General features: G+C 49.8%; 29 protein-coding genes, 1 tRNA gene and 1 riboswitch. Of the genes, 24 read left to right on the forward strand and 6 right to left on the reverse strand.

Annotation, left to right across the window (positions count from 1 at the left end; genetic code table 11):
* The first annotated feature begins 408 nt into the window (after positions 1–408).
* The 8 genes from OH31_RS04745 (at position 409) to OH31_RS04780 (ending at position 8,327) form a co-directional block, all read left to right on the forward strand.
* Positions 409–1,152, forward strand: a complete 744-nt coding sequence (locus OH31_RS04745; RefSeq protein ID WP_242402201.1) for a PEP-CTERM sorting domain-containing protein — start codon at positions 409–411, stop codon at positions 1,150–1,152.
* Between the two features lie 33 nt (positions 1,153–1,185).
* A complete protein-coding gene (locus tag OH31_RS04750; protein WP_019881907.1) occupies positions 1,186–2,724 on the forward strand; it encodes an alkaline phosphatase in 1,539 nt (512 codons plus the stop codon).
* An 80-nt stretch (positions 2,725–2,804) separates the two neighbouring features.
* Complete coding sequence (locus OH31_RS04755) at positions 2,805–3,548, forward strand: hypothetical protein (RefSeq protein ID WP_024929829.1); 744 nt, start codon at positions 2,805–2,807, stop codon at positions 3,546–3,548.
* Positions 3,549–3,646: 98 nt separating this feature from the next.
* Complete coding sequence (locus tag OH31_RS04760) at positions 3,647–4,999, forward strand: DNA recombination protein RmuC (protein WP_024929830.1); 1,353 nt, start codon at positions 3,647–3,649, stop codon at positions 4,997–4,999.
* The gene (gene moaD / locus OH31_RS04765) at positions 4,996–5,253 is read left to right on the forward strand and encodes a molybdopterin converting factor subunit 1 (protein ID WP_019881910.1); all 258 of its coding nucleotides are present in this window, start codon (positions 4,996–4,998) and stop codon (positions 5,251–5,253) included. Before OH31_RS04760 ends, moaD begins: the two co-directional genes overlap by 4 nt.
* 13 nt (positions 5,254–5,266) lie before the next feature.
* Complete coding sequence (locus OH31_RS04770) at positions 5,267–5,731, forward strand: molybdenum cofactor biosynthesis protein MoaE (RefSeq protein WP_024929831.1); 465 nt, start codon at positions 5,267–5,269, stop codon at positions 5,729–5,731.
* Positions 5,728–7,896, forward strand: coding sequence for a Lon protease family protein (locus OH31_RS04775; RefSeq protein ID WP_024929832.1), 2,169 nt, complete (start codon positions 5,728–5,730; stop codon positions 7,894–7,896). The genes OH31_RS04770 and OH31_RS04775 overlap by 4 nt, the downstream gene beginning before the upstream one ends.
* A gap of 5 nt (positions 7,897–7,901) precedes the next feature.
* Complete coding sequence (locus OH31_RS04780; RefSeq protein WP_024929833.1) at positions 7,902–8,327, forward strand: RNA-binding S4 domain-containing protein; 426 nt, start codon at positions 7,902–7,904, stop codon at positions 8,325–8,327.
* Positions 8,328–8,352: 25 nt separating this feature from the next.
* On the opposite strand, the gene epsA is transcribed toward OH31_RS04780, so the two are convergent.
* Complete coding sequence (gene epsA, locus OH31_RS04785) at positions 8,353–9,132, reverse strand: XrtB/PEP-CTERM-associated transcriptional regulator EpsA (protein ID WP_019881915.1); 780 nt, start codon at positions 9,130–9,132, stop codon at positions 8,353–8,355.
* A 244-nt stretch (positions 9,133–9,376) separates the two neighbouring features.
* Here epsA and OH31_RS04790 point away from each other — a divergent pair, with 244 nt between their 5' ends.
* The 8 genes from OH31_RS04790 to radA all read left to right on the forward strand — a co-directional run bounded on the left by OH31_RS04790 (position 9,377) and on the right by radA (position 15,288).
* On the forward strand, positions 9,377–9,709 hold the full coding sequence (locus OH31_RS04790; RefSeq protein ID WP_024929834.1) for a hypothetical protein: 333 nt from the start codon (positions 9,377–9,379) through the stop codon (positions 9,707–9,709).
* A gap of 138 nt (positions 9,710–9,847) precedes the next feature.
* On the forward strand, positions 9,848–10,222 hold the full coding sequence (gene rpsF / locus OH31_RS04795; RefSeq protein ID WP_019881918.1) for a 30S ribosomal protein S6: 375 nt from the start codon (positions 9,848–9,850) through the stop codon (positions 10,220–10,222).
* Between the two features lie 5 nt (positions 10,223–10,227).
* Positions 10,228–10,518: a primosomal replication protein N gene (gene priB, locus OH31_RS04800; RefSeq protein ID WP_024929835.1), complete on the forward strand. Its 291-nt coding sequence runs from the start codon at positions 10,228–10,230 to the stop codon at positions 10,516–10,518.
* Between the two features lie 19 nt (positions 10,519–10,537).
* Positions 10,538–10,771 (forward strand): 30S ribosomal protein S18, encoded by a 234-nt coding sequence (gene rpsR / locus OH31_RS04805; protein ID WP_024929836.1) that lies wholly within the window; start codon positions 10,538–10,540, stop codon positions 10,769–10,771.
* A gap of 21 nt (positions 10,772–10,792) precedes the next feature.
* Positions 10,793–11,242, forward strand: coding sequence for a 50S ribosomal protein L9 (rplI, locus tag OH31_RS04810; protein WP_019881920.1), 450 nt, complete (start codon positions 10,793–10,795; stop codon positions 11,240–11,242).
* 233 nt (positions 11,243–11,475) lie between these two features.
* Entirely contained in the window at positions 11,476–12,858 is a 1,383-nt protein-coding gene (dnaB, locus tag OH31_RS04815; protein WP_019881921.1) for a replicative DNA helicase, read from the forward strand.
* A gap of 17 nt (positions 12,859–12,875) precedes the next feature.
* Positions 12,876–13,940 carry an alanine racemase gene (gene alr / locus OH31_RS04820; RefSeq protein ID WP_024929837.1) on the forward strand — a complete coding sequence of 355 codons (1,065 nt, stop codon included), beginning with the start codon at positions 12,876–12,878 and terminating at the stop codon, positions 13,938–13,940.
* Positions 13,933–15,288: a DNA repair protein RadA gene (gene radA / locus OH31_RS04825; RefSeq protein ID WP_024929838.1), complete on the forward strand. Its 1,356-nt coding sequence runs from the start codon at positions 13,933–13,935 to the stop codon at positions 15,286–15,288. The genes alr and radA overlap by 8 nt, the downstream gene beginning before the upstream one ends.
* A 111-nt stretch (positions 15,289–15,399) precedes the next feature.
* On the opposite strand, the gene OH31_RS04830 is transcribed toward radA, so the two are convergent.
* On the reverse strand, positions 15,400–15,684 hold the full coding sequence (locus OH31_RS04830; protein WP_024929839.1) for a hypothetical protein: 285 nt from the start codon (positions 15,682–15,684) through the stop codon (positions 15,400–15,402).
* Between the two features lie 269 nt (positions 15,685–15,953).
* On the opposite strand from OH31_RS04830, the gene OH31_RS04835 reads away from it, so the two are divergent.
* Entirely contained in the window at positions 15,954–16,238 is a 285-nt protein-coding gene (locus OH31_RS04835; RefSeq protein WP_019881925.1) for a hypothetical protein, read from the forward strand.
* Between the two features lie 3 nt (positions 16,239–16,241).
* On the opposite strand, the gene hpnE is transcribed toward OH31_RS04835, so the two are convergent.
* The 3 genes from hpnE to hpnC are packed head-to-tail and all read right to left on the reverse strand — an operon-like array spanning position 16,242 to position 19,260.
* Positions 16,242–17,555, reverse strand: coding sequence for a hydroxysqualene dehydroxylase HpnE (gene hpnE, locus OH31_RS04840; protein WP_024929840.1), 1,314 nt, complete (start codon positions 17,553–17,555; stop codon positions 16,242–16,244).
* Entirely contained in the window at positions 17,552–18,394 is an 843-nt protein-coding gene (hpnD, locus tag OH31_RS04845; RefSeq protein ID WP_024929841.1) for a presqualene diphosphate synthase HpnD, read from the reverse strand. The genes hpnE and hpnD overlap by 4 nt, the downstream gene beginning before the upstream one ends.
* Complete coding sequence (gene hpnC, locus OH31_RS04850; protein ID WP_036298665.1) at positions 18,391–19,260, reverse strand: squalene synthase HpnC; 870 nt, start codon at positions 19,258–19,260, stop codon at positions 18,391–18,393. The genes hpnD and hpnC overlap by 4 nt, the downstream gene beginning before the upstream one ends.
* Before the next feature lie 85 nt (positions 19,261–19,345).
* On the opposite strand from hpnC, the gene OH31_RS04855 reads away from it, so the two are divergent.
* The 7 genes from OH31_RS04855 (at position 19,346) to pnuC (ending at position 24,564) form a co-directional block, all read left to right on the forward strand.
* Entirely contained in the window at positions 19,346–20,101 is a 756-nt protein-coding gene (locus OH31_RS04855) for an S-methyl-5'-thioinosine phosphorylase (protein WP_024929843.1), read from the forward strand.
* 14 nt (positions 20,102–20,115) lie between these two features.
* Entirely contained in the window at positions 20,116–20,649 is a 534-nt protein-coding gene (gene def, locus OH31_RS04860; protein WP_024929844.1) for a peptide deformylase, read from the forward strand.
* A 25-nt stretch (positions 20,650–20,674) separates the two neighbouring features.
* Positions 20,675–20,764, forward strand: a tRNA-Ser gene (locus tag OH31_RS04865).
* Positions 20,765–20,834: 70 nt separating this feature from the next.
* Positions 20,835–21,110: a cupin domain-containing protein gene (locus OH31_RS04870; RefSeq protein WP_019881932.1), complete on the forward strand. Its 276-nt coding sequence runs from the start codon at positions 20,835–20,837 to the stop codon at positions 21,108–21,110.
* 187 nt (positions 21,111–21,297) lie between these two features.
* A riboswitch (TPP riboswitch) is annotated at positions 21,298–21,401 on the forward strand.
* Between the two features lie 98 nt (positions 21,402–21,499).
* Positions 21,500–23,605: a TonB-dependent receptor gene (locus OH31_RS04880; RefSeq protein WP_024929845.1), complete on the forward strand. Its 2,106-nt coding sequence runs from the start codon at positions 21,500–21,502 to the stop codon at positions 23,603–23,605.
* Positions 23,606–23,656: 51 nt separating this feature from the next.
* Positions 23,657–23,917 carry a YkoF family thiamine/hydroxymethylpyrimidine-binding protein gene (locus OH31_RS04885; protein ID WP_024929846.1) on the forward strand — a complete coding sequence of 87 codons (261 nt, stop codon included), beginning with the start codon at positions 23,657–23,659 and terminating at the stop codon, positions 23,915–23,917.
* Positions 23,918–23,952: 35 nt separating this feature from the next.
* Positions 23,953–24,564: a nicotinamide riboside transporter PnuC gene (pnuC, locus tag OH31_RS04890; RefSeq protein ID WP_024929847.1), complete on the forward strand. Its 612-nt coding sequence runs from the start codon at positions 23,953–23,955 to the stop codon at positions 24,562–24,564.
* Between the two features lie 34 nt (positions 24,565–24,598).
* Here pnuC and OH31_RS04895 read toward each other — a convergent pair whose 3' ends face one another.
* On the reverse strand, positions 24,599–25,471 hold the full coding sequence (locus tag OH31_RS04895; protein ID WP_024929848.1) for a hypothetical protein: 873 nt from the start codon (positions 25,469–25,471) through the stop codon (positions 24,599–24,601).
* Positions 25,472–25,495 lie beyond the last annotated feature (24 nt).

The raw sequence follows: 25,495 nt of genomic DNA on the forward strand, positions 1-25,495 counted from the left end.
GTGTTTCGCTTGATCTTTATGTCAGATGACCCGAACGGGTCATTGTGACCATGAGTCGTCGTCAGTATTCTAGCAACATCACAAAGACGCAGCGATCATCATCTACTTAAATCTGAATTTGTTTTAGATGTTTGTTTGATTGATTGTCAGCATCCAGGATGCCTTTATGTCATTGTGTTGTGTTTTTCAAGTTTAAAGTCTCTTTATAGCCCCGCCAATGCGGGGTTTTTTCTTTTTTATTTCCGGTCACTCTCAATCGGCGTAGTCAGGCCCGTCATATAAGCTTCATGCCAGTGAAAACTTTCTGACATACAGTTTCTCAAGAATGCTCAAAGCGACACAGTGCGCAGGCCCTGTGTTTAAAAACAGTGAGCGACATCGTAAGCGTACTTAAGAGAGGAATTCAGAATGAAACTTAAACCTTGGCTAATGGCAGGTTTGCTGGGCACAGCCATGCTGTCTCAGGCACAAGCTGCCGAATTGATTCAAAATGGTGGTTTCGAAGTGCAGGGCGTAGATAGCTACGACATTTCCGGCTGGCAGATGGCCGAGCAAGGCTTTTTCGGCAGCGTATTGTCACAATCAGGCAATGTGTCAGAAGTGACAGGCAATGCTACTGTAGGCGCTTATCAGGGCAGTTACTATGGCTTGCTGGATAACTACGGCCTGGCTGGCAATGTGTTGTACCAATCCTTTACTACGGCTGCCGTGAGCCAGGCAACCTTGTCGTTCCAGATGTTTGTCAATAACCAGAATGCGACGACTGAGATTGATGCCGCTGGCCTGGATTACAGCGTGGATGCGACCGATCATCCTAACCAGCATGTGCGTGTGGACTTGCTGAAGGCTGGCAGTGACCCGTTCTCGACCGATAGCGCAGATATCTTGCAAACCCTGTATGTGGGCGGTGCTAACGGCAGCCTGGCAGTCAATAACTATATCAACTACCAGTTTGACTTGTCTTCCAGCCTGGCTGCTGGTGGCAGCTATGTGTTGCGCTTTGCCACCGTAGCCAACCAGAGTTCATTGCAACTGGGTGTTGATAACGTCAGTCTGCAAGCTGTTTCATCTGTGCCTGAGGCGGATACAAATGCCTTGATGCTGGCTGGTCTTGGCATGATTGCGGCGGTGATGCGTCGTCGTTATTCATAACTTACAATATTAAAAGCTGATAAAGGAATCAACATGCAACTGTTTAACTTGAAACGCACGGCCATGGTCGCCATGCTGCTGGGCTCACAACTTCTTTCTAACGCGGCGATGGCTGAAGATGCCCAGTTCTGGCTGAACGATGGTGCTGCCAGCCTGAATGACAGCAAGAAGCTGGTACCAAATGCCAAAAAAGCGAAAAACGTGATTTTGTTCGTGGGTGACGGTATGGGTATCTCTACCGTGACTGGTGCGCGTATTTTTGAAGGTCAACTGAAAGGCATTGACGGCGAACGTCACAAATTGTCTTTTGAAGAGTTCCCATATGTTGCCTTGTCTAAAACATATTCTACTAACCAGCAAACGGCTGACTCTGCACCAACCATGACGGCCATGATTTCTGGTGTAAAAACCAACGATGGCATTTTGTCACTTAACCAGTCTGTGGCGCGTAATGAGCCTAGCCCAACAGTATTGAACGCTAACAAAGTGACGACATTGCTGGAGCAAGCCGAGCAGGCAGGCAAATCCACTGGCGTGGTTTCAACTGCACGTATCACACACGCCACACCAGCAGCTACTTACGCGCATATCTCTAACCGCGACTGGGAAGCGAATGCGAACCTGTCTGCCGCCGCTGCCAGCAATGGTGTGAAAGACATCGCTGCGCAACTGATTGATAACTTTGGCAACGGCAAAATTGGTGATGGCATTGACGTAGTATTTGGTGGTGGCCGTAGCTACTTCCTGCCTAACAGCATTACCGATATCGAAGGCACCAAAGGCCGCCGTACTGATGGCCGTAACCTGACACAAGAATACGTGAGCAAGTTTGGTGGTGTGTATATCGAAAACCAGACTGCATTTAATGCTTTGAATCCAGTGACCACGAACAAAGTGCTGGGCCTGTTCAATCCATCCCATATGGAATATGAGCAAGACCGCCCGAATGACATCGCTGGCGAACCATCACTGGCTGACATGACGGGTAAAGCGATCGATATCCTGAAGAAAAACCAGAACGGTTATTTCCTGATGGTAGAAGGCGGTCGTATCGACCATGCTTCGCATGCCGGTAACGCCTATCGTACGTTCAAGGATGCGGTGGCATTGTCTGATGCAGTGCGTGAAGCAGCGTCCAAGGTGAATCTGAACGACACCCTGATCATTGTGACGGCTGACCATAGCCACACTTTGACCATTGGCGGTTATCCAAAACGCGGCAACCCGATTTTGGGTAAAGTGGTTGAGCCAGGCAAAACCACACCAACACTGGCAGCAGATGGCAAGCCTTACACCACTGTGAGTTTCGCCAACGGCCCAGGTTACCACGTTAACTCTCCAGGCGATGCTGTGTATAACGAGTCTATCGCTGCAGGTCGTGTCGTAGATATGTCTGGTGTGGACACTGAAGATCCTGATTTCCATCAGGAAGCACTGGTACCACTGAGCTCAGAAACCCACGCCGGTGAAGAGGTAGCAATTTACGCCATTGGCCCTAAAGCCTACCTGGTACACGGTGTTCAAGAGCAAAGCTATATCTACCAAGTGATGAAAGATGCTTTTGGCTTCTAAGTTGCGGTATGCTGGTGCATAGCGAGTGATTGCAGGGCAGCTTCAGGCTGCCCTGATCCCTTTAGTCGGAATGGAATAAAATGATATTTAAAAAATCAGCTGGATGCCTGGCATTGATGTTGATGAGTGCTGGCGCAATGGCAGATGACGTGGTGAATGCGCGTTATGAAACGGTGCAGTGCGCTTTGCCGTGCAAGGCAGAAGAGGCCAAACATGTGCAATGGTGGCTGATGCGTGAAACGAATCAGGTGGAGATACGCAATCTGTATCAAAACGGTGAACCGGCGCATCACAGCAGCCTGTGGCTGAAAAAACCGGCCGGGCAAATGAATTATGTGTATTTGATGCACGATGAGCGTCGCGCCATTGATTATGCCGATGTGGATTTAAAACTGTTGTCCATCAAAACCGATGAACAGTTCTGGCAACTGAAATCACAGTTGGTGACAGATAGCGAACTGGCCAGCTTGCAGAAAGTAGACGCAGCGTCTGCCACGCAATATGGCTACCCGATAGAGAAATATGTGGGTACTTTAGGCGATGGTATCCGCAGCGAAGTATGGTGGATTCCGGCATTAAAATTACCTTATAAAGTCGCTTATACCTACCCGCAGCACACGGTGAGCATCCAGTTGCAATCGTTGCAACCAGCTGCCAAGTCTGAGCAGGCCGTAGAAATCGCGCCTGGCACCTCACTGACGGCACTTAGCAATTACCAGCATGTGGATTATGCCGACCTGGGCGATATGGAGCACAATCCTTCGGAAATGCAATGGCTGGCCAAAGCGCACGGCGCGCCTGGTTTACATGCGCATGAACATTAATGCTTTAGCTTAATCGTTGTTTCAATACACCCGCATCCTCGCAGCCGAATTTGCTGCGAGCCGATGTGGCGTACACGGTCATCGGCTATAATGCCGCCATGACGCTACAAATTATTCAGTTATTCCTCTTGCTGCTGGTGATTGCCATGCTGGTCTGGCAGTGGCGCACACAGCAACACGCCGCACAACAGGCACTGGCGCAATTACTTTCCCAACAGCTTGAAGAAAAACATCGCTTGATGATGAGCGAGATGCATCAGTCACTGAATCAATTGGCCGACCGTTTACAAAGCCTGAATGCGGATCAGCAAGACCGTTTGCGCGCACAATTGTCGCAAGAGCTGACGGCGACGCGTGAAGCGATGCAAGCCCTGCAAGTGGCGCAGCGCGACCATTTAAGCCAGAGCAGTGAGCAACTCAGCTTGAGTTTGCGTAACGGCTTGTCCGAACAGGGCATGTTGCAACAAAACCTGTTGAAAACTGCTTTGCAAACCACCACTCAAAGCCTGACCCAAAGCATTGAAGCGCTGACCAAAGTGGTCGATGGCCGCCTGGAAGAAATGAGTGGCAAGGTGTCTATTCGCCTGGAAGAGGGCTTTAAAAAGACCAACGAGACTTTTGTTAGCGTGATGGAGCGCCTGGCCACCATTGATGAGGCGCAAAAGAAAATCGATGGCCTTAGTGTCAATATGGTCAGCTTGCAGGAGTTGCTAGGCGACAAACGCAGTCGTGGCGCCTATGGTGAGGTGCAACTGGAAGGCCTGGTGCGCAATGTGTTACCCGTCAACAGTTTTGCCATGCAGCATACTTTGAGCAATGGTGCGCGCGTCGATTGTGCCTTGTTCCTGCCTGAGCCGACCGGCACGGTGGCGGTAGATAGCAAGTTTCCGCTGGAAAACTATCACCGCATGATAGACAGCAGCCTGGGCGAACTGGTGCAGGCACAGGCTTCCAAATTGTTTAAGGCCGATATCAAGAAACACATCGACGATATCAGCAGCAAATACATCATCGCCAACGAAACCTCAGATGGTGCCGTGATGTTTATTCCCGCCGAAGCGGTGTTTGCCGAGATTCATGCCTACCATGGCGATGTGGTGGATTACGCCATGCAAAAGCGCGTATGGCTGGTGTCGCCGACGACCTTGATGGCTGTGCTCAATACTGCCCGCGCTGTGCTTAAAGACGTTGAGATGCGCAAGCAAGTGCATATTATTAAAGACGAACTGGGCAAACTGAGTAAAGATTTTGACCGTTTCGATACCCGCATGAAGAAACTGGCCGATAATATCCGCCAGGCGCATGAAAACGCGCAGGACGTACATATCAGCAGCCAGAAAATATCCAGGCGCTTTGCCCAGATTGAAAAAGTAGAATTGGCGCAGACCGCCGGCCTGGAGCCGCTGGACATGCTGGATGAATTAGACGAGGCCGGAAAGAACAACCCATGAAGATCACCATTTTATATTTCGCCCGCATCAAAGAGGTTGTGAATTACTCATCTGAGGATGTCGTGTTGCCAGAAGAGGTGGAGACCATCATCGCGCTTAAGTCATGGTTATCTGGCCGTGGTGCGACTTGGCAGAAGCTGTTTGATGGCAGTGGTGTGGTACGCGCTGCGATTAACCATGAACTGGTTGATGACATGGCGACGTTTGATGAGGGCGATGAGGTGGCGTTTTTCCCGCCGGTGACCGGAGGATAGGTTGAGCGAAGCCATGTATCTCAAAGTGTCTGTGCAGCCTGGCGATTTTGATGTCGGCGCCGAGTTGCAACAATTGAGAGCGGCCACGCCGCAAGCGGGGGCGCTGGTTAATTTTGTCGGCTTGGTGCGCGATGTGTCCACTGACGGTCAAGTGAGCGAAATGGTGATTGAGCATTATCCGGGCATGACCGAAAAAGCCTTGCAGCAGATTGCGCAACAGGCCACGCAGCGCTGGCCATTGCTCGGCATCCGCTTGATACATCGCGTCGGTTCGCTCACGGCGCAGGCGCAGATTGTACTGGTGGCGGCGACCAGCTTGCATCGGCAAGCGGCGTTTGAGGCCTGTGCTTTTATGATGGATTATTTAAAGACCGAAGCGCCTTTCTGGAAAAAAGAAGTCGGTGATTTTGGTCAGCACTGGGTAGAAGCCCGTGCATCTGATGAACAAGCAAAACAACAGTGGAAACTGCCTAAATGATGCAAGTACTTAGTCCCAATGAAATGACTGTTTCTTACAAACTGTCACCCATGTCGTTTGAATCTACCGAAGAGCTACTGGACGCTGCGGATTTGGGTCTCAACGATTACGGCTGGAAACTGCAGCCCGAAGCACAAAAAACATTGATGATGGGTTTGTCATTGCAGCAGGCTGGCAGCAATGTGCTGGTGCTGGGCACCCCAGGCTCTGGCCGGGCCGGGCTAACCATGGCGGCGATGAAGGCATCCGCAGTCACTGGCATTGATAGTTCGCTGACGGACCTGGTGGCGCTGTATGACTTTAGCCAGCAGGCTTGCGTGAACTATATCAAATTGCCCGCTGGGCTGGGTGCACAGTTGCGCACGGTCATGGAGTCTTTTATCAAAGGGCTGATTGCTGAAATGCAGCAATGGCTTGATGCCAGCGGCCAGGTCAATCTGTCTAAAGCCGAAACCTGGCTGGAAGAGCGTGTGGATGGTTTGCGCTCACAGTTAAGCAGTGCCAAATTGTCGTCATTCTTTAATATCATCAAACCGGAAGTGCTGGCCTATTTGCAAGCCTGGCAGCAAGTAGGGAATGATGGCGACAATGGCTCGGACAGTATTATCAACGATAGTTTCTTGTCACGTTTTCGCGTCAATTTGCTGGTGGACCAGCGCGCTAACCTGACATCAGGGGTGAAGCAACCGGTAGTTGAGGAAAAAGACCCTGGGTTTGCAGCCTTGTTTGGCATGCTGGAAACTGCCGTGGGTGAGGCGGCGCAATGGCCGGAGTTTTTACGCTTGCGTGCCGGTAGCTTGCATCAGGCCGATGGCGGGATGTTGCTGCTGCATTTGCGTGATTTGATGCAGGATGAAGGCAACGGCAGCGCCTTGCTGGAGAAGTTGTATCGCCTGATGCGTAATCGTGAAGTGCAGATTGAAGATTGGGCCAATCACGCCCAGCAAGGCGCCGGTGGTAACCGCCACGCTGCGCTGCCGGTACATGTGAAGATTGTCATGATTGCCAGCCGCGAAGATTATTACGATTGTCTGGAAGCGCAACCGGATTTCTTTGATTTTTTCCCCATTAAAGTTGAGTTCGAAGATCGCGTCACGGCGACGCTGGATAACTATGCCTGGATCGCCGGCTATATTGCACGCAAATGCCAGCAGCAAGCGCTGTCTCATTTTAGCGGTGCGGCAGTGAATGTGTTGCTGCAGTTTATGCATAGGCTGGAAGAAGACCAAGGCCGTATCAGTACGCACTTTGCGCATCTGGACCAGTTGATGCACGAAAGTGCGGCGGTTGCCGACAATGCACGCCTGATTACCGATGCGCATGTGAAACAAGCGCTGTCCGCACGCTTGCTCCGCCAGCAGTTCTTTGAGGCGCAGATTCGTGACTCGATTATTGATAACGAGTTGCTGATTCAGGTCCATGGCAACGTGGTTGGCCAGGTCAATGGTTTGACCCATATCGAGCTGGGGGATGCCAGTTTTGGTTCGCCTATCCGTATTACTGCCCGTTGTTACCCAGGCCGCAGTGGGGTGATCAACATTGACCGCGAAGTGAATATGAGTGGCCCCACGCATGACAAAGGCATTTATATTTTGCAAAACTGGCTCAGTGCCAGTTTTTGGGCGCTGGCGCCGTTAAGCTTGAGTGCTTCGCTGGTATTTGAGCAGGAGTATAACGGTGTCGAAGGCGATTCAGCGTCCTGTGCCGAGCTGTTTGCCTTGCTGTCTGCGTTGACTGGCTTGCCAATCAAACAAGGCATGGCCGTCACCGGCGCGTTGAATCAGTTTGGTGAAGTGATGCCGATTGGTGGCATCAACGAAAAAATTGAGGGTTATTTCCGCGTCTGTGAAGCGCTGGGCTTGAATGGCGAGCAGGGGGTGATTATCCCCAAACGCAACCAGCGCCACCTGATACTGGATGAAAGCGTGGTGACCGCGGTCAATAATGGCATGTTTAAAATTATTGCTATCGACCATGTGCTGGAAGGGATTGCGCACCTCACCGAGTGTGAAGCAGGCACGCAAGAGGCGGATGGCACCTATGCGGGTGACAGCCTGATGGCACGTGCGCAAAGCGCATTGGCCAGTTACCGTCATACCCTGGAACGTAATCAGGCACGCATGGCTTATTTCCAGCAACATCAAGACAATCATCTTAATCTCTAAGTTTTATGCCACGTACGCATCACCGTAAACAGGAAGCGCCACCAGAAAAAGACGATGGTTGTCGTTTGGATAAATGGTTGTGGGCTGCCCGTTTTTTTAAAACCCGCAGTCTGGCCGCAGAAGCGGTCGATGGCGGCAAGGTGCGTATTGATGGTGACCGCGCCAAGAATGCGCGGGAAATGAAGCCAGGCATGCGCGTCAGCATCAAAAATAAGGATATGCAGATCGAAGTTGAGGTGCTGGCATTAAGCAATGTGCGCCGTGGCGCGCCAGAGGCTGCGCTGCTCTACCGCGAAACAGATGAAAGCCAGCGTGTGCGTCGGCAGGCGCAGGAAACGGGCGCTGATCAATTTGCCGAGCGTGACCGTGGCCTGGGGCGTCCGACCAAGCGACAGATGCGGGATATCCAGCGCTTTACCGGGCGAGGTTGAATAACGCTTAGCTTTAAGATTTTCCCTAGCTAGGGCGGCGTGCACCAGCAGGCATGCCTGTTTTCGCCACAGCCTGTGCCCGGCAAGACACATCCAGTTTCTGAAAGATACGTTTGAGGTGGTTTTTGACCGTATTGGCGCTGATATTCAGGATCATGCCGATTTCGAAATTGGTTTTACCACTGCGTACCCAATGCAAGATTTCCTGCTCGCGGTCAGACAGTCCGCCTTGCGCCATGTTATCGAGCAAGTCTTCATCTTTAACCACGGGTGCCAGATGGCCAACACGGCGGATAGCGGCATCCAGGTGTGGCATGATCATGCCCAGCATCTGGTCTGGCACAGTAAACTCTTTGGTGCGATCGAAAAAGACATAGATGCAATCGGCTTTACCCCGCGTATCGCGTACACCGTACACCATTAAAGAGTGCATCTTAAGCAGTTGCTGTGTAAACGGGTTAGGGGATTGCGCATGAATGCCGCTGGCGTCAAAGCGATTAATGACATACCACTTGTCGTCATTTTCTACCCAGCGCTTATAGAGATTGCACATCAGGTAATTCACAATGGCAGAGTCTTCGAGCAAACGTTGTGTGGACGCTTCCGGCAAGGAAGACGACACATCAAAATGTAGTTCGCCACTGCTAAAGTCACCCCATGCCGCCAACAATACATCGTGCCGCATCAGCGGATGAATGTCTTGTTTCAGCCAGTTAAAGAATTCAATATGGCGTTTGATCGCATACGAGTTCTGTATGGCCTGCAGGATGCCTTCCCAATGGGTTTGTTTTTTTTGTACCAGCATGCAGTTACCTCAAGTTATTCTTGCGCAGGGCGAACTTTGCCCGCTGTGTCTTTATGGTCTCAAGGGTTTTACGGCGTAATTTGCAGCTTCTTTAATATGATAGTCTCTGTGGATGACGGAAAATATGCTTGATATAAATCAATTGCTGTCAGATCTTGAATTTTTCCTTTTAAAACAGGGTCATACTTGCGTTAAAATGCAAAGGTAAATAATCGTATGGATGCGTGGGTTGGAGCGGAAACACATGGGTAGATTAAATAAACTTCCAAATGGTGTGCGTTATCCCAGTCATAAAGAGTGGCAGTTGTTGAAAAAACTGCCTAAATGGTGGCTGCTGGGCACTCTGGTGTTTGCGACACCCTTAGTGCATGCCTGGTGGCAACATGGCGACTTGCTGACACGGGACGTTGAACGTACGGCCATGTTTCTTGGTTTGCTGTTTACCTTCTGGTTTTTTATTGGCGCCATGACCATCGGCCTGATCGTGATCATTATTATGAAAGGGCCGGGCTATGTGTCTGACCCTTATTACCTGCCAAAAGAAGACAAGACGTTAGAGAATCCGCCCAAAAAGTAATAAGTCCTTGATTGCAGCATGAAATCCGGTTTATAATCGCGTGCTTTGCAACCTTGCCACACTTTGATCGCAAGCAATGTATGCTCCCAGCAAACGTTGATTGGTTCTGAAGGTGGCTAATAACCACAAGGAAATCTCATGCGACACTATGAAATCGTGTTTATTGTTCACCCTGACCAGAGTGAACAAGTGCCAGCAATGATCGAGCGTTACCGCGCTCAAATCACTGGCAATGGCGGCAACATCCACCGTTTGGAAGACTGGGGCCGTCGTCAACTTGCCTATCCAATTCAAAAAGTACACAAAGCCCACTACGTGTTGATGAACATCGAAGTGAGCCAAGAAGTACTGGAAGAAATGGAACACGGATTCAAATTTAACGATGCTGTATTACGTCACCTGACAATCGCGACGAAAACAGCAGTCACAGCACCAAGCCCAATGATGAAAGAGGAAAAATCCAAAACCATCGTTGGTGACGCACCTGCTGCTACCACCGAGGCTGCTGCTTAAGTGTTGTGAATACGCTGGTGATTGCGGCAACCATTCAATCTATTGAAGCGTTGCGTTACACACCGGCAGGCTTACCCTTGTTGCGATTGCAATTGCAACATGATTCAGAGCAAAGCGAAGCTGGCCTGAATCGGAAAGTGCAGTGTCTATTACCTGCGGTGCTGATTGGTGAAAAAGCCAATCTGTCATTGCAAAGCGGCGATCACATCAAAGTCAAAGGGTTTTTGGCACAGCGCAGTGCAAAAAGCACGCAAGTGGTACTGCATATACAAGAATTACAGCGAATACAGTATTAAAGAATTTAAGGAGTTTCAAATGGCAAGAGATATGTACAAACGTCGCCGTTACTGCCGTTTTAGCGCAGAAGGCATCAAAGAAGTTGATTACAAAGACGTAGATCTGTTGAAAGATTTCGTTTCTGAAAACTTCAAAATCATCCCAGCCCGTATGACTGGTACCAAGGCTAAATACCAACGTCAACTGACAACCGCGGTTAAACGCGCACGTTTCCTGGCGCTGATGCCTTACACAGACAAACACCCAGGTTAATTGGCGGCTTAGGAGAACAACATGCAAGTAATTTTATTGGAAAAAGTAGCAAACCTGGGCTCATTGGGTGACGTGGTTAAAGTGAAAGACGGTTACGGCCGTAACTTCCTGATTCCACAAGGTAAAGCTAAACGTGCAACAGAAGCAAACAAAGCTGTTTTTGCAGCACAGCGCGCTGAGTTGGAAAAGCAACAAGCCGACTTGTTGGCCGTTGCGCAAGCACGTGGCGAAAAACTGGCTGGTTTCAGCCTGACCGTGACTCAAAAAGCGGGTGTTGATGGTCGTTTGTTCGGTTCCGTGACTAACATGGACATCGCTGAAGGCTTGCAAGCACAAGGTCACGAAGTGAAAAAATCTGACGTGCGCCTGCCAAACGGCCCACTGAAGAACATCGGTGACTTCGCTGTGAGTGTTGCGCTGCACCACGACGTGGTTGTAGACATCACTGTGACAGTGACGCCAGAAGCTTAATCAAGCCTCTGCATGCAGTACAAGAAAAGGCTACTTCGGTAGCCTTTTTTCTTTTTAGCCACAGAGCCCACAGCGTTTGTGGCTCGTGCTGTATAAAGTTACTCGATAACTTACAAGTATAGTGTATGAGATTTTTCTCTGCGTCCTCTGAGATCTCTGTGGCTAAAGTATTTTAATCTTTCATCTGTCCTGAAAGCTCAAAAAGCCAGACTGCTTTTCGGTATAATCACCAGATGGCTGATGAACAACTCGAATTCTTAAAACTCCCTCCACATTCCATCGAAGCTGAGCAATCGGTCTTGGGCGGGCTGTTGCTCGACAATGAAGCGCTGGACAAGATCGCCGATATCCTGGCCCCGCAGGACTTCTATCAGCACGACCACAAGCTGATTTATGAGCATATTGCGCGCTTGATTGAGCGCAACCAGCCTGCTGATATTGTGACGGTGGCTGAGTCGCTGGAAAACAGCAATGAATTGACTACCGTGGGTGGTGTCGCTTATCTGGGCGCGCTGGCACAAAATACGCCGACCGCGGCCAATATTCGCCGCTATGCGGAAATCGTGCATGAACGTTTTGTCATGCGCCAACTGGTCACTGTCGGCACCGATATTGCCGAAAGCGCTTATCTGCCGAATGGCCGTAATGCACAGCAATTGCTGGACGAAGCCGAAGCCAAGATTTTCCAGATTGCTGAAGGTGGTAACCGCAAGAGCCAGGGCTTTTTGGGCATGCAAGTGTTGTTGCCGCAAGTGGCAGACCGTATTGACTACCTGTATTCACGTGAAAATCATTCTGATGTGACGGGTATCCCGACCGGCTTTAGCGACCTTGATTCCATGACCTCTGGCCTGCAAGGCGGGGATATGGTGATTATTGCCGGTCGTCCGTCCATGGGTAAAACGGCGTTTGCGATTAACATTGCCGAAAACGTGGCGCTGGAGACCAATAAAGCCGTGGCCATTTTCTCCATGGAGATGGGCGCCACGCAGCTGACCACACGTATGATTGGTTCGATCGGTCGCCTGGACCAGCATAAGATGCGTAACGGTAACCTCGAAGACGAGGACTGGGAAAAACTGACCACAGCCCTGGGCAAACTCAACGAAGCGCCGATTTATATCGATGAAGGTGCTGGTTTAAGCAGCTTTGACGTGCGCGCCCGTGCGCGTCGTTTGCATAGGCAGACTGGTGAGCTAGGCCTGATCGTCATCGACTATTTGCAGTTGATGAGTTCACCAGCTGGCCGCCAGGGTGAAAACCGGGCGACAGAAATTTCAGAAATCTCGCGCTCGCTTAAAGCCTTGGCTAAAGAATTAAACGTGCCATTAATTGCGATTTCGCAGTTAAACCGCAGTGTGGACCAGCGTCCGGACAAGCGTCCGGTGATGAGTGACTTGCGCGAATCTGGCGCGATTGAACAGGATGCCGACTTGATCATGTTCGTGTACCGGGATGAGTACTACAACCCGGACAGTGCTGAAAAAGGCACGGCCGAAATCATTATCGCCAAACAGCGTAACGGCCCGATTGGCCGCGTGCGCCTGACCTTTATGGGCGCGCATACACGCTTTATGGATTACGCCAACGCCGCGTATATGCCTGACGAGTATTAATCTGGCTGGCATTATATATGCGTCCTATTATTGCTCATATTTCAGAAGCTGCGCTGGCGCATAACCTGGCGCAAGTCCGGCGCTATGCGCCGCAATCCAAAGTCATTTCCGTCGTCAAGGCCAATGCCTATGGCCACGGCCTGCTCAATGCCGCGCGTGGACTGAAGGAAACAGATGCCTTTGCCGTACTCAACATCAGTGAGGCGATTGCCTTGCGCGATGCTGGTTACCAGCACCCGATTCTATTGCTGGAAGGCGTATTCTCGGCTGACGAAATGGCACTGGTTGACCGCTATCATCTGGATACGGTGGTCTCCCATCAAGCCCAGTTGGCGTGGGTGCTGGAGAGTGCCCCCAATATTCCGCTGCGGGTTTACCTGAAGCTGGATAGTGGTATGCACCGTTTGGGCTTTCAGCCGCATGAGTACGGTCACGCATTACAGCAGTTGGCCAGTTCAGTGAATGTGCGTGAACTGATATTGATGACCCATTTCGCCAACGCAGATGTGGCCGATGGCACGGGTGCTGCCATGCAAGTTGTGGCGCAGGTGATGCCAGCCTCCTATGCACGCTCGCTGGCCAATTCTGCTGCGATTGTGCAGCAGTCACATACGCATGCCGACTGGGTGCGCCCTGGCATCATGCTATATGGCGCGACGCCTGTGGCTGAAAAATCAGCCAGCAGCCTTGGCTTGAAACCGGTAATGACATTGCAGTCAGGCTTGATTGCCGTACAGGAAATTGCCGCGGGTGAGAGCGTGGGGTATGGCAGCCTGTTTACCGCAGACAAACCTACGCGCGTGGGCATTGTGGCTTGTGGTTATGCGGACGGTTATCCACGGCATGCGCCTACGGGCACGCCCATTGCCGTAGCCGGTCATTTAACCCGCACATTGGGGCGGGTCTCCATGGATATGCTGGCAGCCGATATTACCGATATTCCACAGGCTGCCATCGGCAGTACGGTCGAGCTGTGGGGCGAGCAAGTGCCGGTAGATGCGGTTGCGCATGCCAGCGGTACCATAGGCTACGAATTGTTATGTGCCGTCACGGCCAGGGTGCCTTTTAAAATTCATGGCTAAAGCAAAAACACAATATACCTGCACCGAATGTGGTGCGTCTGAGCCTAAATGGCAAGGGCAATGCCCGAGCTGCAATGCCTGGAATACGCTGGTAGAAACAGTGCCCGAAACGGCGACGCAAAGCCGTTTTGCCAGCCTGGCGCCCACCGCACAGTTGCAGAAACTGGCTGAGGTCGAAGCGCAGGATGTATCGCGGCAGGCGACAGGTATCGCCGAATTTGATCGTGTATTGGGCGGCGGTTTGGTGGCAGGCGGTGTGGTGCTGATTGGTGGCGACCCCGGGATTGGTAAATCGACGCTGTTGCTGCAAACTGTATGCAAGGTGTCGCAAAGCCTGAAGTCTTTTTATATCAGCGGTGAAGAGTCTGCGCAGCAGATTGCCATGCGTGCACAACGCCTAGGGCTGGATGCTAGCCAGGTAGATGTGCTGGCCGAGATCAACCTGGAAAAAATCAGCCAGGTGCTGCAACAGCACAAGCCAGATGTAGTCGTGATCGATTCAATTCAAACCGTGTATTCTGAGGCCTTGCAGTCGGCCCCGGGGTCTGTGGCACAAGTGCGTGAATGCAGTGCGCAACTCACGCGCATTGCCAAGCAACTGGGCATCAGCATGATCCTGGTGGGCCATGTCACCAAGGAAGGTTCTCTCGCTGGGCCGCGCGTGCTGGAGCATATCGTCGATAGCGTGCTTTACTTCGAAGGTGACCAGAATTCAAGTTTCCGCTTGATCCGCGCCTTTAAAAACCGGTTCGGCGCCGTGAATGAGTTGGGCGTATTTGCCATGACTGAAAAAGGTTTACGCGAGGTCAGCAATCCTTCGGCCCTGTTTTTATCGCATCATGAGTCGCCAGTGCCTGGCTCCTGCATTACCGTTACCCAAGAAGGCACGCGTCCTTTGCTGGTTGAAATTCAGGCGCTGGTAGATACCGCACATGCACCTAATCCCAAACGCCTGTGTGTCGGCCTTGAGCAAAACCGCCTGGCTATGCTGCTGGCGGTATTACATAGGCACGCAGGTGTGGCCTGTTTCGACCAGGATGTATTTATCAACGCTGTCGGCGGCGTCAAAATCAGTGAGCCTGCGGTTGATTTGGCCGTGTTGCTGGCTATTGTGTCGTCATTGAAAAACAAACCACTGGCCAATAAGCTGATTGTATTTGGTGAGGTTGGTTTGGCTGGAGAAGTGCGGCCAGTACAGCGCGGCCAGGAGCGCTTGAAAGAAGCGGCCAAACTGGGCTTCACACATGCGATTATCCCCAAAGCCAATGCCCCCAAAGGCGGTGTGGCCGGTTTGCATATTGATGCGGTGGACCGGTTAGAGCAAGCGATAGACGTGCTGCGCGCATAAAAAAATGGCAACGACTGCCGGGAATGCAATCGTTGCCAGAGAGTGAGGCTGCCCAGAAGAGGGAGGACAGCCACAGGGAAGCGGTTGTGAGCCTGTATTTAGGCTAAATCATTAAAAAAACTCAGTTTGTTTCGGATTGTCAGTTTTTAACTTTTGGGCATTCTTCGCCGTTTTATCCATCACACTTACTTCTACACGCGTTAATGTCGCCTGGCATGCGCGTAGCGCCTGGTCATCACTGGCTAATCTGACACATTCCACCTGCTTAGCCAGTTGTTTAATAATGCGTTGTTTGTTATCCATCAATTCAGCATAGCTTTCTGTAGATGGCGTAGCTGATGCAAAAATCGATATATTGACGAGCAAACCTGTGGTCATCACGGTGGCGTATTTCACGGTGATTGCCTTTCTGCGATGAACGATGCATGCAGTATAAAAAACGGGGGCGGGATTGTCAGTTACAAACGGGTGGGGTTTTGTAGCAATTTGTAGCGACTTCGATACAGGGGAAAGCTATCCATGTTTTGCGCCACTGCGCGGCCATTTAGTCACAAAAACTTCATGCAACTATTCGCAACAAGTGCTTGCCCAAACTGGGTGTCAATTATCACATGGGTGTGACAATAAGATGACACTTAATAAAAAATGCATCAGGAGCAAAAATAATGAAAAAAATCATTTTTCTTTTACCACTGATCGTCTCTGCATGTGCCAGCGTGACTCCTCACCAATATACGACGCAACAAGGCAAGATGGGCTATACATTGACGTGTAGCGAGTTCAATACGACATGGGAGCAGTGCCAGTCCAAGGCGGGTGCACTGTGTTCACAGGGTTATGAGGTGGACAAACAATTGTCTTTTAAAGAGAGTTTTCCTGATAGTGGGGATGGTATTTACCGGCCAGCGAATAATCACCTCGCGGTCGTGTGCAAAGATTCGGCAGGTTAACGGTTATACGCCGCTTATGATCGCCTGCGCGGCCGTGAAGCCGCTGGTGACCGCGCCCTCAATGGTAGCAGGGTAGGGCCCGGCGATATAGTCACCGGCCAGAAATATTTGCGAATTAGAGGTGCGTGTCGCCGGGCGTGGCAAGTCTGGTGTACAGCTAAAAGTGGCGCGCTTTTCGGTGATGATTTGCGACCACTGAGGTTGCGTAGGCAGTGACATCTGATAGGCAGATAGCGCCTGGTTGATTTCATCAATACATTGCTTCACCAAGGCGGCTTTATCGGTGATGAGTGGGGGATGCGCGCTGATGACTACAGCGAGTAATCCTGGCTGATCGCAACATTGTCCGCGGTCAAATACCCATTGTGCCAGGCCATGGCATAAACCCATGATGGGGTAAGGCAAGCGCGTCTCGGCGCCGTATTGCAGGTAAACCGTGGTAATTGGCTGATAGTCGAATGCCGGGCTGGATGGCAGTTCACCGACGATGGTTTTGAGTTGATGCGGGCCTGCTGCAATAATCACATTGTCGAATGTTTCTGTGCCTGTCGCTGTCGATACTTCACAGCTGTCTTCCTTGGACTGTATCGCGGTGACAGGGGTGCGTAGCCTGACATCACCACCTAATGTTTTAATCCGCTGTAGCAATGGTTGTATCAATGCAGTGGATAAATCGCTTTTCACCACCAGCAAGTCGCTGTCCTGACGGCGGTGTTGGAAGCTATCGCGTAGTACATTGAGAAAAGTTTGGGCGCTGGCCAGGGTAATCGGTGTATTCAGCGCCGCCAAACAGAGAGGTTCCCACAAAGTGCTAATCGCGATAGATGTTTGCTGACCTTCAGTCAACAAGGCGGCAACGGTGCAATCATGAGGCAGTGCAAATGCCTGTTGCTTGAGTTGCTGCATCCAGCAGATCGCGCGCCACTTGCTATGCCAGTCCAGGCCTTGTGCGGTCAGCAAACCCCACAACAAATGAAGTGGTGCGGGTAGCCACGTGGGTGTGACCAATGACATGCGTTGGGCACCATTGTGCATATGCAGGGCCAGTGGCAGGCGCATAAACACTTGTTCTGCCTCTATGTGGGCCTCTTGCAGCAAGGTCAGCGTAGCGCGATATGCGCCTATACACAGGTGTTGGCCGTTATCCAAGGTGGTGGCGTCATGGGGGACACCACGTGCCCGGCCGCCTGCTTGTGGTGCGGCTTCAAACACGCACACTTGGTGGCCATGTTGCAACAGCCTGAGCGCTGCAGACACGCCAGCCAGCCCGGCACCGATGATCGCAATTTTACGGTGAGTAGACGCGGTAGCGATCATGCTTTGCGATAGTTAAACCATGCGCCCAGCGCCAGTTTGAGCTTTCTGAAGGGAGGCAGCACCACTTTATGCGTCAGCACCAGGTTGGGCTCAGGTTTAATTTCCTGCAACAGCGCGCGGTAAATAGCGGCCATCATGAGTCCCGGCAATTGCGGTTTGGTATCAGCCTTGGGGAGTTGGCTCAGCGCTTTGTCATAGAACATTTCCGCGCGTTCAATTTGCTTAAGCAGCAACGCCTGTGTTTGTGGCGAAGCTTGACTGTTGAGTAACTGATCTTCAGTCACACCCGCACGTTCCAGTTCATCGAGAGGAATATAAATACGGCCGCGTCGGGCGTCTTCACCGACATCGCGAATGATATTGGTCAGTTGAAACGCCATGCCAAGGTCATGCGCATATTCCAGCGTCGCCTGGTCTTTGTAGCCAAAAATTTGTGCAGAAAGCAGCCCGACCACGCTGGCAACCCGGTAGCAATACAAGGCCAGTTGCTCAAAGTCGGCGTAGCGGTTGTATTGTGTGTCCATTTGCATGCCGTCGATGATTTCAACGAAATGCGCTTCTTGCAAATGAAAAGTATTGACCACCGGTTTTAAGGCCTGGGTGACCGGGTGCTGCGGGGTTTCATGAAACAGTCTATGGATTTCCTGTTTCCACCAGGCGAGTTTTGTTTGCGCGATCTGGTAATCGGTGCATTCATCCACCACATCATCCACTTCGCGACAGAACGCATACAGCGCGGTCATGGCCTCGCGCCTGTCTTTAGGTAAGAACATAAAACTCAGCGTGAAACTGGAGCCACTTTCACGGGTTTTTTGTTGGCAATATTGTTGCGGTGTCATTGTTTAAACAGGGCTTTCAGCAAAATCAGTGGCCAGTCATAGGCTTTCAGGGTCGGGCGATGATGATAGATATCGCCACGGCAGGATTTTAATTTATGTAGGATACGTTCGCCACCTGCAATCATCATGCGCAACTCAAAACCGATGCGGCCTGGCAAGGCGCGACCTAGTGATTTACCGGCTAGCAGCATGGTTTCTGCGCGCATCACATTGTGCATGAAAAAAGCTTGCCAGGGCGCATCCACACGCTGTTGACGTAAATCCTGCTCACTGATGCCTGCGGCCTGCATCTCGTCCAGACTCAGGTAAATGCGCCCAACCGCACCGTGTTTTTGCAGATCTGGTGCGATGTCCTGATAAAAATTAATCAGTTGCAAGGCGCTGCAAATCTGGTCAGACCACAGCCGGTGTTGCGGCGTATCGCTGCCATATAGTTGCAACATCAAGCGGCCTACCGGGTTGGCCGAGCGGCGGCAGTAGTCCAGCACCTCATCAACATTGGCATAGCGGGTTTTAACCACGTCCTGTTTAAAAGCATCTATCAGGTCTAGCAAACATTGCACGTCCAGTTTGTGGGTGTTAACCACTTGCTGCAAGGCGATAAATAAGGGCTTAGCTGGCTTGATATAGGCCTGGATCAGCAATAACTCGTCTTCATACGCTTGCAATGCTTGCAGCCGTGACGCTTCAGTCGCATCGCCTTCATCAGCAATATCATCCGCTTCACGCGCGAACTGGTAAATCACCGTGACTGCATGACGCAAATGGGCGGGTAACAGCAGGGAGGCAACCGGGAAGTTTTCATAGTGCGTTTGCGCCAGCGTCAGGCTGGGAGATGGCTCGGCTGGCTTGGAAAAGGCTTGCATGGCTTAAGTATGCCATAAATCCGTGATACGCTTACGCCTTGCAGATGAACAAGTCTAAAGAGAAATCAAAGTTGGGGATGACAGGATGTTAGGCATTATTGGCGGTACCGGATTGACCGCGCTGGATAATTTAAATATTTCGAAACGCTTGATCGTACGTACACCGTATGGCGAACCTTCACAGCCATTGGTGTTTGGCGAGATAAATGGCAAAGAAGTGGTGTTTCTGGCGCGTCATGGTGGCGGTCATACCATTCCACCGCATGCGGTGAATTACCGGGCGAATATCTGGGCGCTGCATTCTGTCGGCGTGCGCAACTTGCTGGCGGTCGCTACCGTCGGTGGCATCGCCCGCAACCTGATCCCGGGTGATATTGTGTTGCCGAACCAGATTCTGGATTATACCTACGGCCGCAGTAACACTTATCACGATGGCATTGAGCTGCCTGTGCGCCATATCGACTTTACCCAGCCGTATTCACAGGCCATGCGCGAGCGCTGCCTGCAAGCAGCGACAGACGTTGGCTACAGCGTGGTGGATGGCGGTGTCTATGCGTGCGTACAAGGCCCGCGCCTGGAAACGGCAGCTGAGATCAACCGCTACGAGCACGATGGTGCCACCATTGTTGGCATGACCGGTATGCCAGAGGCAGTATTGGCGCGCGAACTTGGCTTGGCTTATGCTGCCATTTGTCCGGTGGCAAACTTTGCCGCTGGCCGTGGTGATAGTGCGCAGTCTATCCAGTTTGAGCAAGTGATGCCGTTGTTGCAGCAAACCATGGATAAAGTACGCACAGTGATTGCGCATTATTTGGCTGATAACGACTGTTCGATAGCGTAGGGGAGGAGACAACGATGGCGGTGAAACCGGTATTGCGTATGGGCGAGCCACTGTTATATCGCGTCGCAGATAAAGTCACCCAGTTTGATACGCCTGAGTTGCATGCGCTGATTCAGGACATGCACGACACCATGGCGCAGATGAATGGGGCAGGCATCGCCGCACCACAAATTGGCATCAGCTTGCAGGTGGTGATGTTTGGCGTCGGCGCGAATCCGCGTTATCCGGATGCGGAAGAAGTCCCGTTCACTATTCTGATTAATCCTGAATTGACCCCGGTCGACCAAACTGAAGAAGAGGGCTGGGAAGGCTGCCTGTCTGTCCCCGGCATGCGCGGTGTGGTACCACGTTACCAGCATCTGCATTATCGCGGCTTTGATCCGCAAGGCAACGTGATTGACCGTACCGTGAGCGGCTTTCATGCGCGTGTCGTCCAGCATGAGTGTGACCACTTGTTTGGCATACTTTACCCCATGCGTATCCGTGATCTGACAAAATTTGGCTTTAATGATGTACTTTTTCCTGGAATAACGCTTCCAGATGACTGATTGTTTGCTATAATGCCGACTTTCCGGAAGAGTGGCAGAGCGGTTTAATGCTACAGTCTTGAAAACTGTCGAGGGTTCACGCCCTCCGTGAGTTCGAATCTCACCTCTTCCGCCAGACATGTCATGCCGCAGTTTTTGCGGCATTTCTATTTGCAGGTTTTAATTACTCAATTTAAGGAATCGTCATGACTCAAATCATCATCGACCATAACCCATCAGAAGAGAAGCTGAAAGAACTGGGCGTAAAAAGCTGGAACACATGGGATTGCGCACCATCTAAATTCCCTTTGGATTTCACAGCGACTGAAAAAGCTTACGTATTAGAAGGCGAATTCAAAGTGACTCCACAAGGTGGCGACACTGTAACGATCAAGGCTGGTGACTATGTTGAGTTTCCAAAAGGCCTGAAATCCCAGTGGGAAGTGGTTAAACAATTGAAAAAACACTACAAACATTTCTAATTGATTTGTTGTAGCCAGTATTCAATAAAAAACCCTGCATTGCAGGGTTTTTTGTTTTTAGAACACTGAGATTTAAAGCTGTAATCATTAAACTTTGCAAATTGTGCTTTAAATCCAAACGTCATTCAACATCGCTCTCTAGCCAAGTTGTTGATATTAAAATACAATCTCACCCTGATTGAAAAATCAAAACGCCTTGGGGTGGCTACCGCCTGAGATCTCGCGCAAGTGAGAAACCCAATGAACCTGACCCAGATAATGCTGGCGTAGGGACAGGCAGAGCCTCTACAACGCAAATGTTTTTGGTTTGTTGTTTCATCAACAAACCTACTCACGTCATTGTCACTCTCCCCCTGTCCTTTTTATGTATCTTGATAGAAAGGATTACCTTGAAACCGATTACAAAACCATTACCCCTCATCGGGCTGTTACTGGCTATGCCTGCGTTGGGCGTAGAAGATGACAATAAAGCTGTTGAACTCTCGGAAGTTGTGGTCAGCGCGGATTTTCGTCCAAAAAAAGCTCAATCCACTGCAGTTAGCTTGACTGAGATCGATAATGAGACGATTGAGGCGCGCGGAGCTCAACATCTGGAAGAGGTGTTAAATATTGCACCTAACGTGAATTTCACCAGTGGTGCTTCTCGTGGGCAGTTTTTCCAAATACGTGGCATGGGTCAACGTAGTCAATACAGTGCACCGTTAAATCCATCGGTAGGTTTGGTGATTGATGGCATCGATTTTAGTCGGACAGGTGGTGCAGCAACCCTGTTCGATATTGATACCGTTGAAATTTTACGTGGGCCACAAGGCACAAAGTTTGGCACTAATGGCTTAGCTGGTACGATTAATATGCGTAGTAAAGAGCCTACCAAAGATTTCCAAATGCATGCTGAAACTGGTTTTGCTGAATACAACACTCGCAATTTTGGTGCAGCAGTAGGCGGGACGATTGTTGAAGACAAGTTATTAGGGCGTGCTTCTATCTATTCCCATAAATCAGATGGTTACGTTGATAACGATTATTTGAATCGTGACAATACACAAAATCAGGATGAGCTCACCTTTCGCGGAAAGTTGAAATTGCTTGCAACTGAGGATTTAACGATTGATTTAAGCTATATCCATTTGGATATTAATAATGGATATGACGGATTTACTTTGGATAATAGCCGGAATAGTTTGGCTGATCATCCTGGTAAAGATAAACAACTGACCAATGCCTTCGCAATCAAAACGAATTGGCAGGCGTCTGATGCAGTGATAGTGCAAAGTGAGGCGACTTATCTTAAAAGTGATATCGTCTATAGCTATGATGCGGATTGGGGATTTGATGGGCAATTTGATCCTTTGTTAGGACCGTATATTGGATTTGAGCGTTTTGATCGCAAACGCGAAAACTACTCATTAGACTTGCGTGTGCTCTCTGACAAGGCTGGACGTATTTTTAGTGATACGACCGACTGGACCATCGGTTTATTTTTCATAGATCAAGACGAAGCTTTTAAGCAGAACTCAGATTTCGGTGTTTTTGGTGCGACAAGAAGAAGAGGAGATTATGACACCCAAAATAGTGCTTTGTATGGTCAATTGGATACCCATTTAACAGATCGTCTTACCTTGATTACAGGCGGCCGAATTGAGTACTTCAAGGCTAGATATGATGATACAAATGCTTTACGCCTGAATAAAAACGAAACGCTCTTTGGTGGTAAGTTAGGTTTAAATTATCAACTTAATAAGAATCAATTGCTTTATACGTCTTTGTCGAGAGGTTATAAGTCCGGTGGTGTGAATAACGATGGCAGGCTAACCTTAAATCAGCGCATTTTTGATGCTGAATATAATGTGACACTTGAAGCTGGCATTAAATCCAGTTGGTTTGATAGTCGCCTGAATACTACAGTTGCAGTTTTTTACACAGATAGACGCAACGCTCAAGTAAAAAACTCATATGAGTACAGTCTCCAACAATTTGTTGATTATGTCGATAATGCCTCTAGCGCAACTCATAAAGGCGCAGAATTTGGGCTTGATTGGTTTGTAACGGATCAAATACGTTTGCTTGCTTCGCTTGGGTTATTAGATGCTACTTTTGATAAGCGTCGCTTTGTCAATAATCTGACTGGCCAGGCTGTCAATTATGACGGTAGGGACGTTGCTCAGGCGCCGAATTATACCTTTAGTGTAGGTGCTGAAATGTACCCGAGCAACGATTGGACAATTCGCACTAATGTAGAAGGAAAAGATGGTTTCTATTTCTCTGATAGCAACAATGCAAGATCCAGTGGGTATGCTTTAGTCAATGCCAGTGCTGAATTTAAATACAATAAGCATTGGAAAATGAATGTTTGGGCTAGGAATTTACTGGATAAAGATTATGCAACACGTGGCTTTTTCTTTGGTAACAATCCAGCAAATGGCTATACGCAAGAAAAATATGTGCAGTATGCCGAGCCTCGCGTAGCTGGGGTTACTGTGAGTTACGATTATTAAATTACGAGGGCAGTGATTGCCCTCTTTTAGTTTAAGGATTTTGGAGTTTATATGCGTATTTCAGTCGATATTAGTTTGTATCCCTTAACCGAAGGTTATGTAGAACCTATTTTGGAGTTTATTAACAAGCTCGAAGCGAATAAAAATCTTGTGGTGAAGCGCAATAGCCTGGCGACCCAAGTATTTGGTGAATACCGTGACGTGATGGATTGCCTGGATGCAGAGATGGAAGCAGTGTTCAATGCGCTGCCGCACAGTGTATTTGTGATGAAGTTTATTGGTACAGACAGGGCCGATGTGGTTGATGTATAAGACCGTCTCATTAATCTCTTGCGTGTTTATCGATCATGAACCAAGATAATTTCCAGCCCATCCTGACTGCATTTCAACAAATGTCCAATTGGGAAATCGCCGCGGCCTTGATGGGCGTGGCCTATATTTTGCTGGCGGCAAAAGAGTCACAATGGTGTTGGCTGTTTGCCTTCTTCAGCACGCTGGTATACACCATGCTGTTTTGGGAAGGTCAGCTTCCCATGCAAGCGCTGCTGAATTTTTACTATATTGGCATGGCGATTTATGGCTTTTGGGCATGGCATAAACACGGTGCTAAAACTGATACATTACAGATCAGCCGTTGGCCATGGCTTTGGCATGTTGGTTTTATTGCAGTAGGTGTTGTGGTCAGTGCTTTGGTCAGTGCCTATTTGCAAAAAAACGGACAATCGCAGAGTCCGATGTTAGATGCTTATACGACGGTTTTTTCTGTGATGAACACCTGGCTGATCGCCAGGAAAGTATTGGAAAACTGGCTATATTGGGCGGTGATTGATGGCGCTGCCACGCTCTTGTATGTGCAAACAGGTTATTACGCCACAGCCGTTTTATTTGTGTTGAATACGATTCTGGCGATTGTCGGCTTTATCAGCTGGGTGAAGCTTTACCGGCAACAAAAGGCTTAAACAACTCATCATGACGGTGAGCGGAATGCAGCGTTTATATTTGCTGCATCCATTTTGCCAAATCAGTCTCACCTAATATATTCATCAAAAACAACAGCAACTGATAGCAGGGTTTGTATGCTCCATGCTCGGGCCAGTTGTGTGTTTGAATATAGTGCTGTTTGAATAAAGCCAATTGCGTGGGTGTTAATACATATTCAAGCAGCACTAGATCCAGCGCACGCGGTGCGATGAAAAATGCATCCAGATCAATCAAAGCCAAATCATTGGTGCCTGAACGGAATTGATCCCAACGTAAATCCAGCATCATCGGCACGAATTCGGTTTCGCGGATATTTTCTGCGTTGGTTAATACTTCAGCCAATAACGTTTTATCAATCAACGTGCCTTGTTGTTTGGCCAGAAAAGTAATTGTTTGGTGCAAGCGGCCGGACCATTCAATGGCAGGCAACTGTGGCGCATGCAGCTGGCCCCAGCTGGTGTAAGTGCATTGATGCAGTTTTACAATATGCTCGGCTAACTGTATTACCCAAGCATCAGCAATAAGTTCAGCATCTAAATCCTTGCCGGCTAAAAAACGGGTAAGCACAAATCGTTGAGCATTGGCGGCGACAAAACCAGGCACTGTCAGTGCACCGTTTTTCTGCAAAAAATGATGCGTTAGATGGATATCGCCCAGGCTGTCAGGGAAGTTGGCTGCAAATAAATGGTTTGCACCTAGCCAGAAGTGAGAGCTTCTAATGGTCGCTTCATGACACACTTTCAGCACCATTTCGCCATCCGTCGTTTGGCAATAAAACAGCTGATGCGTGCTATCCTCAAACTTGGCTTGGATGGGATCAGGCTCGGCAACCAGTGTAGGCAAACTGGCTTGTTCGGCGGGAGTGAGTAGGGGATAGGTAAACATTTAAGCGAGTCATTTTAAATCATC

The organism is Methylophilus sp. OH31 (genome assembly GCF_000576615.1).
Taxonomy (GTDB): domain Bacteria; phylum Pseudomonadota; class Gammaproteobacteria; order Burkholderiales; family Methylophilaceae; genus Methylophilus.